Origin of the sequence: Kineococcus xinjiangensis, assembly GCF_002934625.1 — a bacterium.
Classification (GTDB): domain Bacteria; phylum Actinomycetota; class Actinomycetes; order Actinomycetales; family Kineococcaceae; genus Kineococcus_A; species Kineococcus_A xinjiangensis.
The window spans coordinates 615,898-631,074 of the sequence record NZ_PTJD01000001.1 but is presented as its reverse complement, the minus strand read 5'-3'; the positions used below and the strand labels follow the sequence as shown (position 1 = coordinate 631,074).

Here is a 15,177-nt window from a genome sequence, read left to right as displayed (position 1 = left end):
TGAAGCGTTTCAATCGATCGGAGCGAAGCGCGTTGACAGTGCGGGCAACGCCTGCCTACCTTCGGTTGAAGCGTTTCAAGGCGCTCCACACTTCGAGGAGGAACTGTGATGGCAGGACAGGTGCGCCGCGGGCGTTCCCGCACGGCCCCCCTGGTCGCGGCCCTGGGCGTCAGCGCACTCGCGCTGACCGCGTGCGGTGGCGGCGACAGCGAGACGAGCGGCGGCGCCGCCGGTGGCGCGGGGAGCTTCGACTTCCTGGTCAACACCGAGAACGCCACGGTGCCCGCGATGCTGGAGACGCTGAGCCAGGCCGAGTGCAAGACGGCCGACGACGCCGCCCCGCTGAAGATCGAGACCGTTCCCCAGAAGCAGCTCGACCAGAAGCTCCAGCTCCTCGCCGGCCAGAACGCCCTGCCGGAGCAGTTCGCCGCCGGCAGCTCCCCGGCCCTGACGAAGCAGCTCGCCGAGAACGGTCACGTCGTCGACTTCGAGAAGGCGCTGACCGACCTCGGCAAGCTCGACAAGGTCCAGCCTGCCGCGATCGCCACGATCGAGTCCCTCTACGGCGGCTTCAACGCCCTGCCGTACGAGTACAACGTCGAGGGCATCTGGTACAACAAGAAGATCTTCGCGGACAACGGGATCGCGGTCCCCACCACGTGGGACGAGCTCGTCGCCGCCTCCGAGAAGCTCCAGGCCGCCGGTGTGCAGCCGTTCGCGGCCTCCGGCGAGCAGGGCTGGCCGATCACCCGCATGATCAGCGGCTACCTCTTCCGCTCCCTCGGCCCGGACGCGATGGACGAGGTCGCCGCCGGCGAGGCGAAGCTCACCGACCCCGAGTACGTCGCCGCGGCCCAGGCCGTCGCGGACCTGGGCGCGAAGGGCTGGTTCGGTCAGGGTGTCGGCAGCATCGACTACGACACCGCGATGGCGCAGTTCCTCGGCGGCGAGACCGGCATGATGTACATGGGCAGCTGGGCGCTGGGCAACTTCACCGACCCCGAGCAGAACCAGATCGGTGTCGAGAACGTCGGCTTCATGCCCTTCCCCGCGGTCGCGGGCGGCAAGGGCAGCATCGACCAGCTCCCCTCCAACGTCGGCCTCCCGATGACCATGTCCGAGAAGGCCTACGACGAGAACGCGGGCGCCTGGCTCGGCTGCATCGCCGACAACTACGGCTCCGCCCTGCTGGAGGAGAAGCAGTCGATCTCCGGCTTCGTCGCGGACAGCGACGCCCCGGTCGACGACCTGACCAAGATGGTCCAGGACAAGATCGCCTCCACCGACGAGACGGTCCTGTGGTTCGAGGCCCACTTCCCCACCAAGGCCACCGACACCAGCCAGACCAACGCCGCCCCGCTCGTCAGCGGCACCCTGTCCGCGCAGGAGTTCATGGAGCTGGTGCAGACCGACCTCGACGCCCGGTGAGGCACTGAGACAGAGAGGGGGTGCCTGCCGCGACGGCGGGCGCCCCCGCACCATGGAGCGAAAGGTTCCGCACCGCACATGAACGACATCCTCGGCGACAGGAAGGCGATCGCCGTCCTGCTCGGCCCCGCCCTCCTCGTGTACTCCGTCGCCATGCTGCTGCCGGTGCTGTGGTCGCTGGGGTACACGCTCTTCAGCGGCAACGCCATCATCGGCTTCACCTACGTCGGTGCGGACAACTTCGTGAAGCTGGCGAACGACCCGGCCGTCCGGCAGGCGCTCTGGTTCACCGTGAAGTACGCCGCGGTGGTGACGGTGGGCCAGATCCTGCTGGGCTACCTGCTCGCGCTGCTCTACGTCTTCGTCCTGAAGAACGGCTCCAGCGTCATCCGCACCCTCGTCTTCTTCCCGGTCGTCCTGCCCACGGTGGCGGTGGCGCTGCTGTTCCAGAAGATGTTCCAGATCGCGCCCCAGGAGGGGCTGGTCAACTCCCTCCTCGGAGCGGTCGGCATCGGCGCCGTGGACTGGTTCGGCACCGCCGGCACGTCCTTCGCCGTCATCGTGCTCATGGACCTGTGGCGCTCGATGGGCTTCTACGCCGTGCTGCTCTACACCGGCCTCCTCGACATCCCCGAGGAGCTGCTGGAGGCCGGCCGGCTGGACGGGGCCACGGGCCTCACGCTCATCTGGCGCATCGTGCTGCCGCTGTCCCTCCCGGTGCTGCTCTCCTCGCTCATCTTCAGCATCAACGGCACGCTGAAGGTGTTCGACACGATCGTCGCGCTCACCGGCGGCGGCCCGGGCAACGCCACCACCCCCCTGACGCTGTACATGTACCAGACGTCGTTCAACTACGGCGAGTACGGCTACGGCAGCACCATCGCGCTGCTGCTGACCGTCCTGTGCCTGCTGGTCACCGTCTTCGTCTTCCGCTCCTCGCGCCGCGACCTCACGGAGGCCTGAGCATGTCCGCAGTCCTCGCGCCGGAGCGCAGCGTGCGCCCCGTCCCGCCGCCCGCACCCGTCCGCCGCAGCCGCGGGTTCCTGCGGCGCCTGCCCGTCCGGGCCCTCATCGCGGTCATCCTCGTCATCGAGGTCTACCCGCTGGTGTGGCTGCTGCTCAGCTCGTTCAAGACCCGGCGGGAGTTCGTCGAGGAGCCCTTCTGGTCGCTGCCCTCGTCGCTGGCCTGGGGGAACTACGCCGAGGCGTGGACGACCGGCAACATCGGGCTCTACCTGCGCAACAGCGTCCTCGCCGTCGCGCCGTCCCTGGCACTGATCATCGTCCTGGGGGTGGCGGCCGGCTTCGCGCTGGAGGTCCTCGTCTGGAAGGGCCGCGGCACCGTCCTGCTGATCTTCCTCGCCGGCATCATGGTGCCGGGCCAGATGATCCTGCTGCCGCTGTTCAGCGCCTACTTCCAGCTCGGGCTCACCGGCTCGCTGTGGCCGCTGATCATCACGTACACCGCCACGGGCCTGCCCCTGACGGTGTTCATGATGGCGACGTACTTCCGGGCCATCCCGCGCGAGGTCTTCGAGGCCGCCGCGATCGACGGGGCGACGGTGCTGCGCGCCTTCGTGTCCATCGGCTTCCCGATGGTGCGCAACGCCGTGTTCACCGTCGCACTGGTGCAGTTCTTCTTCATCTGGAACGACCTGCTGATCGCGCTGACCTTCACCAACTCCACCGAGCTACGCACCGTTCAGGTCGGGCTGCTGAACTTCAACGGCCAGTTCGGGGCGACCGACTACGGGCCGCTGTTCGCCGCGATCTGCATGAACGTCTTCGGGCTGCTGGCCATCTACCTCGTCCTGAACAAGCGCATCATGGCCGGCCTCGCCGGCGGCGCGGTCAAGGGCTGATCCCCTCCTGCACCGGCGGCGGCCGTGGTCGGCCGCCGCCGGTGTCCTCTTCCGACACGTGAGGACCCCTCCGGCATGAGCGCCGTTCCCGCACGCCCGACGTTCGAGCACCACCGCGAGCCCCTGGGGACCGGCGAACCGTGCCCGCGCATCTCCTTCAGGACCACGGCGCCCGCCGGCTGGCTGCCCGCCGCCCACGAGTTCGAGATCACCCGCGGCGGTGCCACCGAGTCGACCGGGCGCACCGCCACCCCGGACTCGGTGCTCCTGCCGTGGCCGTGGGCACCGCTGCGCTCCCGCGAGAGGGCGTCGGTGCGGGTGCGGGTCTGGGGCGCGGGGGAGGAGGACCCGTCCGGGTGGTCGGAGCCCGCGGCGGTGGAGGCGGGTCTGCTGCTGCCCGAGGACTGGCGCGCCGCCGCGGTGGGCCCGGCGTGGCCCGAGGACCCCGACTCCGACCGCCGGCCGCCGCTGCTGCGCAGGAGCTTCGTCCTCGACCGCCCCGTCCGCTCCGCGCGCCTCTACGCCAGCGCGCACGGCCTCTTCCGCCTCGAGGTCAACGGCCGTCGGGTCGGCACCGACGAGCTGGCCCCCGGCTGGACGGTCTACCCGCAGCGGCTGCGCTACTCCACCCACGACGTCACCGACCTGCTGCGGGAGGGCGGCAACGCCATCGGCTCCTGGCTCGCCGACGGCTGGTTCCGCGGGCGGATCGGCTTCGACGGCGGGTACCGCAACCTCTACGGCACCGACCTCGCCCTCATCGCCCAGCTCCACGTCACCTTCGACGACGGCACCGAGGCGGTGCTCGCCACCGACGGGCACTGGCGCGCCGCCCACGGCCCGATCCTGTTCAGCGGCCTCTACGAGGGCGAGCGCTACGACGCACGGGAGCTGCCGCACGGCTGGTCCGAGCCGGGCTTCGACGACTCCGCCTGGACGCCCGTGCGCAGCGCGCCCGTCGACGCCTCCCGCCTGGTCGCGCCCACCGGCCCGCCGGTGCGGTGCACGCAGGAGCTCGAGCCGGTGCGGGTGGAGCCGCGCGGTGAGGGCCGTTTCCTCCTCGACTTCGGGCAGAACGCCGCGGGCCGGCTGCGCATCCGGGTCAGCGGCGAGGCCGGCCGGGTCGTGACCCTCACCCACGCGGAGGTCCTCGAGGACGGCGAGCTGTGCACCCGGCCGTTGCGGGAGGCCGAGTCGCGCGACACCTACGTCCTGCGCGGCGGCGGGACCGAGGAGTGGGAACCCGCCTTCACCATCCACGGCTTCCGCTACGCGCAGGTGGAGGGCTGGCCCGGCGAGACCCTGCAGCCGGGCGACGTCGTCTTCCGCGTGCTGCACACCGACCTCGAGCGCACCGGCTGGTTCAGCTGCTCCGACCCCCTCGTGGAGCGCCTGCACGAGAACGTCGTCTGGAGCACCCGGTCCAACTTCGTCGACATCCCCACCGACTGCCCCCAGCGCGACGAGCGCCTCGGCTGGACCGGGGACATCCAGGTCTTCGCGCCCACCGCGGCGTTCCTCTTCGACGTCACGGGGATGCTGTCGTCCTGGCTGCGCGATGTGGAGGCCGAGCAGCTCGAGGACGGCACCGTGCCCTGGTACGTGCCCGTCATCCCCGGCGGCGAGGAGTGGACGCCGATCCGCCCCGGCGCCGTCTGGGGCGACGTCGTGGTCCTCACGCCGTGGACGCTGTTCGAGCGCACCGGCGACCTGGGCCTGCTCGCCGCCCAGTACGGCAGCGCCCGGCGATGGGTGGACCTCGTCGAGCGGCTCGCCGGGCCGTCGCGGTTGTGGAACTCCGGCTTCCAGCTCGGCGACTGGCTCGACCCCGCCGCCCCGCCGGAGGACCCCGCCGACGCGCGCACCGACCGCCACCTCGTGGCCACCGCCTACTTCGCCTGGTCGGCGCGGCACCTGGCGGAGACGGCGCGCATCCTCGGCGAGGACGGCGACGCGGAGCACTACGCGGAGCTGGCTGAGGAGGTCCGCGAGGCGTTCCTCGCCGAGCACGTGCGCCCGGACGGGCGGCTGACCTCCGACGCGCAGACCGCCTACGCCCTGGCGATCCGCTTCGGCCTCGTCTCCGGCGAGGAGCAGCAGGCCGCCGGTGCGCGGCTGGCCGAGCTGGTCCGCGACGCCGGCAACCGCATCGCGACCGGCTTCGCGGGCACGCCGGTCATCTGCGACGCGCTGACCCAGACCGGGCACGTCGAGGAGGCGTACGCGCTGCTGCTGGAGCGCGGCTGCCCGTCGTGGCTGTACACCGTCCTCAGCGGGGCCACGACGATCTGGGAGCGCTGGGACAGCCTGCTGCCCGACGGCACGGTGAACCCGGGGGGCATGACCTCCTTCAACCACTACGCCCTCGGTGCGGTCGCCGACTGGCTGCACCGCGTCGTCGCCGGTCTGGCGCCCGACGCGCCCGGGTACCGCTCCATCCTGTTCCACCCGCGTCCCGGGGACGGGATCACCTCCGCCACCGCCCGGCACGAGACCCCCTACGGCACGGCCTCGGTGAGCTGGACGCTGGCGGCGGGCCACTTCACCGTCACCGTGCAGGTCCCCACCGGCGCCACGGGCCGGGTTGTGCTGCCGGACGGGCGCACCGAGTTCGTCGGGTCCGGCGCGCACCGCTTCACCGCGGCCTGCGCGAGCGGCGCCGGCCGTCGCCACGTGGAGGTCCCGGGCCGGGGCTGAACCCCGCACCCGCTGCCCGCGCGCTCGGGGCGGGGACGTTCGGCGGCGCGACACCGGCGAGTCGTCCGCGCAACGTCCCCGCCTGGGGGGGGCGCCCCGGACCTCAGGCGGGGAGGGCGACCTCTGCGGTGTGGCGCCCGTGCCCGACCTCGCGCGGCTCGGTGCCCGGCAGGTCCAGCACGCCCGTGGCGCCCGGTGGGACCTCCACGGCGACCCGCAACAGCCCGCCGTCCAGCGACCAGCTGATGGACGCCCGCCCGTACGGCGTGAGGTGCGCGGCGGCGGCCGAGGTGAGGGTGCCGCCGGGGCGCGGGGCGAAGCGGATCCGGCGGTAGCCGGGGGCGTCCGGCGCGATTCCCGCGACGACGCGGTGCAGCCAGTCGGCGACCGCACCGAGGGCGTAGTGGTTGAAGGACGTCATGTCGCCGGGGTTGACGCTGCCATCGGGCAGCATCGAGTCCCAGCGCTCCCAGACGGTCGTCGCCCCCATCGTGACGGGGTAGAGCCAGGAGGGGCAGGCGGTGCTCTGCAGCAGCCGGTAGGCCTCCGCGACGTGGCCCGTCGAGCTGAGGGCGTCCGTGACGACGGGGGTGCCGGCGAAACCGGTGGCGATGCGACCACCCGCCTGCCGCACCAGGTCGGCGAGCCGGTCCGCGGCGGCCCGGCGGGCGTCGTCCCCGGGCAGCAGGTCGAAGAGCAGCGCCAGGGAGTGGGCGGTCTGCGTGTCGCTGCTCAGGCGCCCGTCGGCGCGGACGAACCGTCCCGCGAAGGCCGCGGCGACCTCCTGGGCCAGGTCCGCGTAGCGCCGAGCGTCGGAGGCCTCCCCGAGCAGGGCCGCGACCGCGGAGAGCCTGCGCGCGGAGTGCGCGAAGTAGGCGGTGGCCACCAGGCCGGGTTCGGTGGTGGCCTGCGCGGGGGAGTCCGGCGGCGCGGCGGGGTCCAGCCAGTCGCCGAGCTGGAACGTCTTGTCGGCGATGCGGTCCGGCCCCGCGGTGGTCGCGACCTGCTCGACCCAGGCGCGGGCGCTGGCGTACTGCCGCCGCAGCACCTCCGTGTCGCCGGTGCGGGAGTGCAGCACGTCCGGGGTGAGGACGGCGACGTCCCCCCAGACGGCAGCGGGAACCATCGGGAACCGCCCCCACAGCCCGAGGGGGATCCACGGCACGTACAACGGGACGGTGCCGTGCTCCGCCTGCTCCGCGGCCACATCCGCCAGCCAGGAGTGCAGGAAACCGCTGACGTCGTAGAGGAAGGCGGCGGTGGGCGCGAACACCTGCAGGTCCCCGGTCCAGCCGAGGCGCTCGTCGCGCTGCGGGCAGTCGGTGGGCAGGTCGACGAAGTTGGAGCGCAGGCTCCACACGGTGTTCTCGTGCAGGCGGTCCACGAGGGGGTCGGAGCAGGAGAACCAGCCGGTGCGCGCCATGTCGCTGTGCAGGACGCGGGAGACGACCGCCCCGTCCTCCAGGTCGCCCGGCCAGCCGGAGACCTCCGCGTAGCGGTAGCCGTGGATCGTGAAGCGGGGCTCCCACTCCACCGGTCCGCCGGGCAGCACGAGCACGTCGGTGGCGGCGGCCTCCCGCAGCGGGCGGGCGCACAGCTCCCCGTCCTGCAGGACCTCCGCGTGCCGCAGCGTGATCTCCGTGCCGGCGGGGCCGTCGACGCGCAGGCGCAGCCGCCCGGAGTGGTTCTGCCCGAAGTCGAGCAGGTGGCGCCCGTTCCCCTTGTCCTGCACCGCGACGGGGCGCAGTTCCTCGGTGCAGCGCACGGGGGGACCGGTCGGTGCGCCCAGGACGCCCGCGTCGAGGGGCGCGGTTCGCGCCGGCTCCCAGCCCGCGGCGGCGAATCCCGGCAGCGACCAGGCCGGGTCGTAGAGGCGGGCGTCGAAGCGCTCACCGTCGTAGAGCCCGGAGAAGAGGAGGGGGCCGGGGCCGGCCTGCCACCCGCCGTCGCCGGCGATGGTGTGGCGGGTCCCGTCCGCGGTCACGACCTCCAGCTGCACCAGGGCGGCGAGGTCGGTGCCGTAGACGTCGTGCACGCCGCCCTCGAAGCCGATGCGCCCGCGCCACCAGCCGTCGCCCAGCCAGACGCCGATCGCGTTGGCGCCCGGGCGCACGAGGTCGGTGACGTCGAAGGTGGCGTAGCGCAGGCGGTGCGCGTAGCTGGTCCAGCCGGGGGTGAGCTCCTCGTCGCCGGCGCGCCGGCCGTTGACCTCCGCCTCGGCCAGGCCGTGCGCCGACAGGTACAGGCGGGCGCGGGCGATGCGGGCGTCGGCCGGCAGGGTGAACTCCCGGCGCACCAGGAACGGACGCCGGTCGGTGCCCGCCCGCTCCGGCCAGGGGGCGGTGACGAACCGCGCGCTCCAGTCCCCGGCCGCCAGCAGGCCGGTCTCCAGGACGGCGGGCTCGCTCCACGGGCCCCACCCGTCCGGCCCCTCCACCTGCACGCGGACCCGCACGCGCTCGCGGGAGGCGAGGTCGCGGGCGGGCCAGGGGACGAGGAGCTGCTCGTTCCCGCGGACCTCGTGCACCGAGGTCTGCGGTCGCCCGACGGGCGGCTCGAACGCGACCTCGACGCGGTAGCCGAGCTGGAGGTAGCCGGCGGGTGCCTCGGGAACCTGCCACGACAGCCGTGGCCGGGTGTCGCCGACGCCGAGCCGCCCCACCCCCGGGCGCCCGAGCTGGTGGTGCTCGAAGCGGACGGAGGCGGGGCGGGGCGTCGACATGCTGGGGCCTTTCGGGAGTGCCGGGAGGGGTCAGAGCGCGCGCGAGGGCTGTGCTGCCTTGGGAGCCGGGGTGAGGGCAGGGCCGGTCGCGGACTCGGCCTTGGGCATCCGCGAGATCCACAGCAGGCCGATGAGGCAGGCTGCGAGGGTGGTGACGGCCAGGAAGCCGAACAGGGCGTTGGGGCCGACCTCCAGGATGGGGTAGGTCACCAGGGCGACGACGGCGGCCACGATGCGGGCGAAGGCGATCGTGATGCCCTGCGCTGTGCTGCGGTACAGGGTGGGCAGCAGCTCCTGCGACCACACCTTGTACATCGGCTCACCGGCGATCGCGCCGCCGAGGGCGAAGAGGACGCTCATCGTGAGCAGGGTGGCCACCGAGATGCCGCCGACGGCGGGGACGATCCACGCCGTCACGGCGAGCACCGCGCCGACGATGAAGGCCGGCCGCCGGTAGCGGGTGTCGACCAGGCGCATCAGCGTGAACATCCCGACGAACACGAAGACGAGCCCGATGAGGCTGTACATGCCCGCGGTCGGGAAGTCGAGGCCCGCGAACTGGGTGTAGAGGACGGTCTGGAACTGGCCGTTGGTGTTGGCCGCGATGTTCGCCAGGGCGTAGAAGAGGCCGGTGGCGACCAGGGGAGCGGCGTAGCGGGAGCGGAAGAGGCCCTTGAGGGAGGTGAAGTCGATCGCGTCGTGCTGCACCTCGGCCGTCGCGCCGCTGCGCGCCGCCGACCACTCGAGGGACTCGGGCAGCCCGAAGCGGAGCACGAGCACGATGAGGGAGACGACGAGCAGGTGCCCGAAGATGATGCGGGCCCCGGTCACGCCCATCGCGCCGACGCCGATCTGCAGGAAGATGACGACGACGACGCCCACCATCCAGAGGACGTGCGAGAACGCGATCATCTTCCCCTTCTTGCCGACCGGGGCGCTCTCGGCGACCATCGCCAACGACGGCGGCAGGTCCGCGCCGGCGGCGAAGCCGAGCACGGCGACGCCCGCGTAGAGGAACGCCACGCCGGGCGCGAAGGTCAGCAGTGCGGCGCCGAGGGCGAAGAGGACCATCGTCAGCCCGAAGACGCGCTTGCGTCCGTAGCGGTCCCCGAGGCGGCCGCCGATGAGGGCGCCGACCGCGATCATCGCGGTGAGCAGGGCCGCGAGCTGGGAGTACTGCGCCCCGCTGAAGCCGAACTCCTCCTTGTAGAGGGCGAGGGCGGTGGCGGAGCCTGCGATGGCTCCGGCGTCGAGGTAGGAGGCCATGCCGGCGACGACGGCGATGTACCAGGCCCGGCGCGGGGACACGGGGGCCGGCCCGGAGGCCGGTGCGGAGGGTGCGGCGCTGCTGTTCACGATTCTCCTTCGAACCAGGTGCTGGGGGCGTTCAGCCGACGAGGCCGTCGCCGAAGCGGAACAGGGGGTCTGCGGTGTCGAACGGGACGTCGCTGCGGCTGGCGGCCACGGCGGCGGTGGACCGGGGCAGGTCGAACGGGAGGCGGCCGCGGGCTGCGGCGCGGCCCGTGAGGACCTCCCAGAGGGCGGCGTCGCCGACGCCGAAGGTGGCGACGAGGGCGGCGACGACCTCGGCGATCTCGGGCAGGACGGCCGGGCGGTCGAGGTGGACGTCCACGACGGTGGGCACGGTGCGTGCGATGCGCAGGATCCGCTCCAGCTCCTCGGGGGAGTACTCGAGGGAGCCGGCGTGGAAGTGGGCCTCGAAGCCGCCCGGGCGGGGCTCGTAGGGGGCCTCGAGGCGCAGCAGCGCGACGTCGGCCTCCTCGGGGGAGGCGACGGGGACCGCGTCGTGCGCCACCACGGCGGCGTCCAGGCCCTCCAGGTAGACGCGCACGCCCGGGTTCAGGGGGAGGACCGGCCGCGTCGGCTCGTCCTCGGCGTGCGCAGGGCGGTTCGTCAGGACGGTGACGGACGCCGCCTGCGCCTCGAACCCGGCGAGGCACAGGTCGGCGCGGCCGACGGCCGACTCGGCGGCCTCGACGTCCACGAAGGGATCGTCGAACAGGCCGAGGGTGAACTTGAGGCGCAGCACCCGGCGGACGGACTCGTCGATGCGCCGTTCGGGCACGCTGCCGGAGCGCACGAGTTCGAGCACGAGGTCGGTGCGGGTCTCGCCGCCGAACTGGTCGGCGCCGGCGTGCAGGGCCCTGGCGACGCGCTCCAGGGGGGTGAGGTGCTCCACGCCCCAGGCGCGCGCGGGCAGCGGCTGTCCGAAGACCTCGGCGTCGGTGATGAGGCCCCAGTCGGTGCAGACGACGCCGTCGAAGCCGAGCCGCTCGCGGAGCAGGCCGGTGAGGACCTGGCGGTTGAAGCCGAAGGCGACCTCCTCCAGGTCCGTCCCGACGGGCATCCCGTAGTACGGCATGATCTGCGGGGTTCCGGCCGCGATGGCCGCGATGAACGGCTCCAGGTGGTGCTCGAAGTTGCCGCCCGGGTAGACCTGCTCCTTCCCGTAGGCGAAGTGGGGGTCCTCGCCGTCCTTCTGCGGGCCGCCGCCGGGGAAGTGCTTGGTCATCGTGGCCACGGACGCCGGGCCGAGCCGCGGGCCCTGGAAGCCCTCGATGTAGGCGGCGACGAGCTCACCGGTGAGCTTCGCGTCCTCCCCGAAGGTCTGCCCGATGCGGGACCAGCGGTACTCGGTGGCCAGGTCGACCTGGGGGTGCAGCGCGCAGCGGATGCCGAGGGCCAGGTACTCCTGGCGGGCGGCGTCGGCGGCCCGGCGGACGAGGTCGGGGTCGCGCACGGCGGCCAGCCCGAGCGGCTCCGGCCACTGTGACAGGGCGCCCGCCCGCGCGGCGGTGCCCGGGTTGGAGGCGAAGGCGTTGCGGGGGTCGGAGGAGACCGTGACGGGGATGCCCAGCCGCGTGCCGAGCGCGAGCGCCTGCAGCCGGTTGTGCCACTCGGCGGCCTCGCGGGCAGAGGTGACGTCCCCGACGAGGTTGAAGTGGCTCAGGTGCTGCTCCCGCACCATCTGCTCGGTGCCGGCCATGCCGAAGGCGGGCACCGGCCCGGCGAGCCGCCCGCCCTCGCCGATGGTGACCATCGTGTGGAAGAGCTGACCCGCCTTCTCCTCCAGGGTCATGCGGGAGAGCAGGTCCTCGACGCGCACGTCGACGGGCAGGGCGGCGTCGCGGTAGGGCGCGCCGGCTGGGGGCTCCTCCCTCCCCGGGGAGGGGGACACCGGGGAGGGAGGGGTGCGGGGGTGGCTGTCCACGCTCATCGGGGACCTCACTGCTCGGGCGGTCCACGGTGGCCGCGTCCTGATCGACGGTAGGCGCAAAATGTCCAGACGGTCAATATTCGTACCCCGGTCGGCGGGGTACCGTCGCAGGGGCGCGTGCGGACGCCGCCCGCGGGGAGGGGGACGCCGGCGATGACGGCACGCAGCGAGGCCACGCCCGCCGGGGCGCAGGCCCCCGCACCGGCCAGGTCGGGCGGGCGGCGCGGCCCCTACGCCAAGACCGCGCAGCGCCGCGAGGAGATCCTCGACGCCGCGTTCGAGGTGTTCGCCTCCCAGGGCCTGCGGGGCAGCTCGCTGCGCGAGATCGCGGAACGGGTCGGCGTCAGCCACACCTCCCTGCTGCACCACTTCGGCTCCAAGGACGAACTGCTCGTCGCCGTCCTCCTGCGCCGGCGACAGGTCCAGACCCCCGGCATCGAGCGGATCGCGAGGGAGCAGGGCGTCGTCCCCGCGGTCGTGGCCAACGTCCGGGAGAACACCACCACGCGCGGGATCGTCGCCCTGCACACCACCGTCGCCGCCGAGTCCACCGACCCCGGACACCCGGCCCACGAGTTCTTCCGCTCCCACTACCAGGGCTACGTCGAGGTCATCAGCGCGGGCATCGCCGAGGACCAGCGGCTCGGGCGCATCCGCGGGGACGTCGACCCTCGACTGCTCGCGCGGCAGTTCGCCGCCCTCCTCGACGGCCTGCAGGTGCAGTGGCTGCTCGACCCGGAGATCGACATGGTCGCGGAGGTCGAAGCGTTCGCAGAGCTGCTGCGCCCGCCCGCGCCGCCGCGCTGAGAGCTGTCGACGCAGCCGCGGCTCAGCTCGCCCAGCTGGCCGGCGCCCTGCGCGCCGAGGTCACGCGCTTGCGCATCTGGCACCTGCACCACCCGCGCCCGGGGCGGGGACGTTGCGCACGCGACACGCCGCGAGTCGCCGACCGAACGTCCCCGCCCCGGGCGTGCCGGGTTTCGGCGGGGACGTTGCGCACGCGACACGCCGCGAGTCGCCGACCGAACGTCCCCGCCCCGGAAGGCGTCCCCGCGTCAGTCGGGGCGGTGCCGCGCCCGCGACCTGCGCCGGGCCGTCGGGACGACGGGGACCGCCCCGAGCGGTTCACCCGCGACGACGAGGTTCTCCACCGCGCCGATGCCCTCCACGTGCAGACGGACCCGGTTCCCCGGCGCCAGGGGCGGCGGCTCCTGCGCCCCGGCCCGCCCCCACAGCTCCGCCAGGCAGCCGCCGTTGCCGCAGGTGCCCGACCCGAGCACGTCACCCGGGCGCACCCACGTGCCGCGCGAGGCGTAGGCGACCATCTCCTCGAACGTCCACCCCGCGTTGGAGAGCAGGTCGTGGCCGACCCGCCGCCCGTCGACCTCCGCGGTCAGCTCCAGGGCCAGGTGGCCGTCGGAGTCGCGGAAGTCCTCCAGCTCGTCGGCGGTCACCACCCACGGGCCCAGGGTCGTGGCGAAGTCCTTGCCCTTGGCGGGCCCGAGCCCCACCCGCATCTCCCTGCCCTGCAGGTCGCGGGCGGACCAGTCGTTGAACACCGTGTAGCCGAAGACGTGCTGGCGCGCCTGCGCGGGACTGAGGTTCGTGCCCGCCGCCCCGACGATCGCCGCGACCTCGAGCTCGAAGTCCAGCACCGTGCACCCCGGGGGAACCGCGACGTCGTCGTGGGCCCCGATGAGGCTGTGCGGGTTGGCGAAGTAGAACGTCGGCGCCTCGTACCAGGCGTCGGGGACGGTTCCGCCCGAGCCGCCGCCGACGCTGCGCACCACTCCCTCCACGTGCTCCTCGAAGGCGACGAAGTCGCGCACCGAGGGCGGCTCCAGCGGCGGCAGCAGCCGCACCGCGGACAGCGGCACCGCGGGGGAGGAGCGGCGCGCCGCGGCGGCGGCCTCCCGCGCCGCGTCCAGGCCGGCGGCGGCCAGGTCGAGGACCGTCGTGCCGCCGGGCAGCGCGTGGACGACCTCCTCGCCCGGACCCCCGACGACGACGCCGCTGAACCGCCCGCCCGGCGCCTCGACGCGGGCGAGCCTCACGGTGCAGCCCTCACGCGGGGTCCGTCACGAGCTTGCAGATCCTGCCGATGAGCCCCGCCACGTCGGCCTCCTCGCGCGGGGTGTGCTCGAGCATCCACCGCCCGATCTGCACCGAGGCGTCCACCACCTGCCGCGCCCGGTCCTGCCGGCGGGCGTTGTAGCGCTCGAGCAGGTCCTCGTCGAGGCGGTCCGCGGTGAGGAGCAGCTCGGCGAGCACCGCGGCGTCCTCCAGCGCCTGCGCGGCGCCCTGCGCGATGGTGGGCGGGCAGGAGTGGACGGCGTCGCCGACGAGCACGACGCGGCCGCGGTGCCAGGGGCCTTCGACGACGTGGGTCTCGAACCACGTGTAGTTGATGTGGGTGTCGTCGCTGATCCCCTCCCTGAGGGCGTCCCAGGGGCCGTGGTAGGCGGCCGCCAGCTGCCGGAAGGTGGCGATCTTCTCGGCCTGCGACATGACGAACCGGTCCTGGGCGTCCTCGACGAGGTAGGCGTAGAGGCTGTCCTCGCTCGTGGGGCAGTAGCCGGCGATGTAGCAGGGACCGCCGTAGACCAGGTCGGTGCGGGTGATCTCGGCCGGGCGGGGTGCGTAGACCCGCCAGATGCCCATGCCGGTCGCGCGCGGCTCGACGTCGATGCCGATCGCGCGGCGGGTCCAGGAGCGGATGCCGTCCGCGCCCACGACGAGGTCGTAGCGGCCGGTGGGACCGTCGGCGAAGTCCACCTCCACGCCCTCGCCGTCGACCTCCCCGCCCTGCCGCAGCGCCACGGCGGTGGTGCCGAACCGCAGGCGCACCCCCACCTCCGCCGCCCGGTCGAGGAGGATGCGGGTCAGCACGGGGCGGTGCATCCCGACCGTGGCGGGCAGGTCGGGGCCGCCGGAGCGCACGTCGGGCAGCTCGGCGACGAGGGTCCCGACGGGGTCGGGCAGGCGGATGCCGAGGGAGTCGAAGGAGTATCCGGCGGCCTCCACCTGCGGCCACACGCCGAGGTCGCGCAGGATGCGCAGCGCGTTCCCCTGGAGGGTGATGCCGGAGCCGACCTCCGGAGGGGCGGGGCGCGCCTCGGCCAGCTCGACGGACACCCCCGCCCTGGCGAGCAGGATCGCGGTGGCGGCACCGGCGGCGCCACCGCCGAGGACGAGAACGTTGCGGACTGCGGGCATCGTCGCCACACCTC

General features: G+C 73.5%; 10 protein-coding genes. 5 read left to right on the top strand and 5 right to left on the bottom strand.

From position 1 onward, the window contains the following. Positions 1 to 108: 108 nt before the first annotated feature. The 4 genes from CLV92_RS02760 (at position 109) to CLV92_RS02745 (ending at position 5,987) form a co-directional block, all read left to right on the top strand. Positions 109 to 1,428: an ABC transporter substrate-binding protein gene (locus CLV92_RS02760; RefSeq protein ID WP_104431323.1), complete on the top strand. Its 1,320-nt coding sequence runs from the start codon at positions 109 to 111 to the stop codon at positions 1,426 to 1,428. A 78-nt stretch (positions 1,429 to 1,506) separates the two neighbouring features. Further along, positions 1,507 to 2,391: a carbohydrate ABC transporter permease gene (locus tag CLV92_RS02755; protein WP_104431183.1), complete on the top strand. Its 885-nt coding sequence runs from the start codon at positions 1,507 to 1,509 to the stop codon at positions 2,389 to 2,391. Positions 2,392 to 2,393: 2 nt separating this feature from the next. Then, positions 2,394 to 3,290, top strand: coding sequence for a carbohydrate ABC transporter permease (locus CLV92_RS02750; RefSeq protein WP_104431182.1), 897 nt, complete (start codon positions 2,394 to 2,396; stop codon positions 3,288 to 3,290). Between the two features lie 75 nt (positions 3,291 to 3,365). Further along, the gene (locus CLV92_RS02745) at positions 3,366 to 5,987 is read left to right on the top strand and encodes a glycoside hydrolase family 78 protein (RefSeq protein WP_104431181.1); all 2,622 of its coding nucleotides are present in this window, start codon (positions 3,366 to 3,368) and stop codon (positions 5,985 to 5,987) included. A 103-nt stretch (positions 5,988 to 6,090) separates the two neighbouring features. Here CLV92_RS02745 and CLV92_RS02740 read toward each other — a convergent pair whose 3' ends face one another. Genes CLV92_RS02740 through CLV92_RS02730 form a run of 3 tightly spaced genes read right to left on the bottom strand, consistent with a single transcriptional unit; the run spans position 6,091 to position 11,947 of the window. Then, on the bottom strand, positions 6,091 to 8,709 hold the full coding sequence (locus tag CLV92_RS02740; protein WP_104431180.1) for a glycoside hydrolase family 78 protein: 2,619 nt from the start codon (positions 8,707 to 8,709) through the stop codon (positions 6,091 to 6,093). A 30-nt stretch (positions 8,710 to 8,739) separates the two neighbouring features. Next, the gene (locus CLV92_RS02735; protein WP_104431179.1) at positions 8,740 to 10,065 is read right to left on the bottom strand and encodes an MFS transporter; all 1,326 of its coding nucleotides are present in this window, start codon (positions 10,063 to 10,065) and stop codon (positions 8,740 to 8,742) included. A gap of 31 nt (positions 10,066 to 10,096) precedes the next feature. Further along, entirely contained in the window at positions 10,097 to 11,947 is a 1,851-nt protein-coding gene (locus CLV92_RS02730) for a glycoside hydrolase family 3 protein (protein WP_104431178.1), read from the bottom strand. Positions 11,948 to 12,100: 153 nt separating this feature from the next. Between CLV92_RS02730 and CLV92_RS02725 the strand changes: the two genes are divergently transcribed. Further along, positions 12,101 to 12,754 (top strand): TetR/AcrR family transcriptional regulator, encoded by a 654-nt coding sequence (locus CLV92_RS02725; protein WP_104431177.1) that lies wholly within the window; start codon positions 12,101 to 12,103, stop codon positions 12,752 to 12,754. Between the two features lie 248 nt (positions 12,755 to 13,002). On the opposite strand, the gene CLV92_RS02720 is transcribed toward CLV92_RS02725, so the two are convergent. Continuing rightward, positions 13,003 to 14,001, bottom strand: coding sequence for a fumarylacetoacetate hydrolase family protein (locus CLV92_RS02720; RefSeq protein WP_104431176.1), 999 nt, complete (start codon positions 13,999 to 14,001; stop codon positions 13,003 to 13,005). Between the two features lie 10 nt (positions 14,002 to 14,011). Beyond that, complete coding sequence (locus tag CLV92_RS02715; RefSeq protein WP_104431175.1) at positions 14,012 to 15,163, bottom strand: FAD-dependent monooxygenase; 1,152 nt, start codon at positions 15,161 to 15,163, stop codon at positions 14,012 to 14,014. Between the last annotated feature and the right edge of the window lie 14 nt (positions 15,164 to 15,177).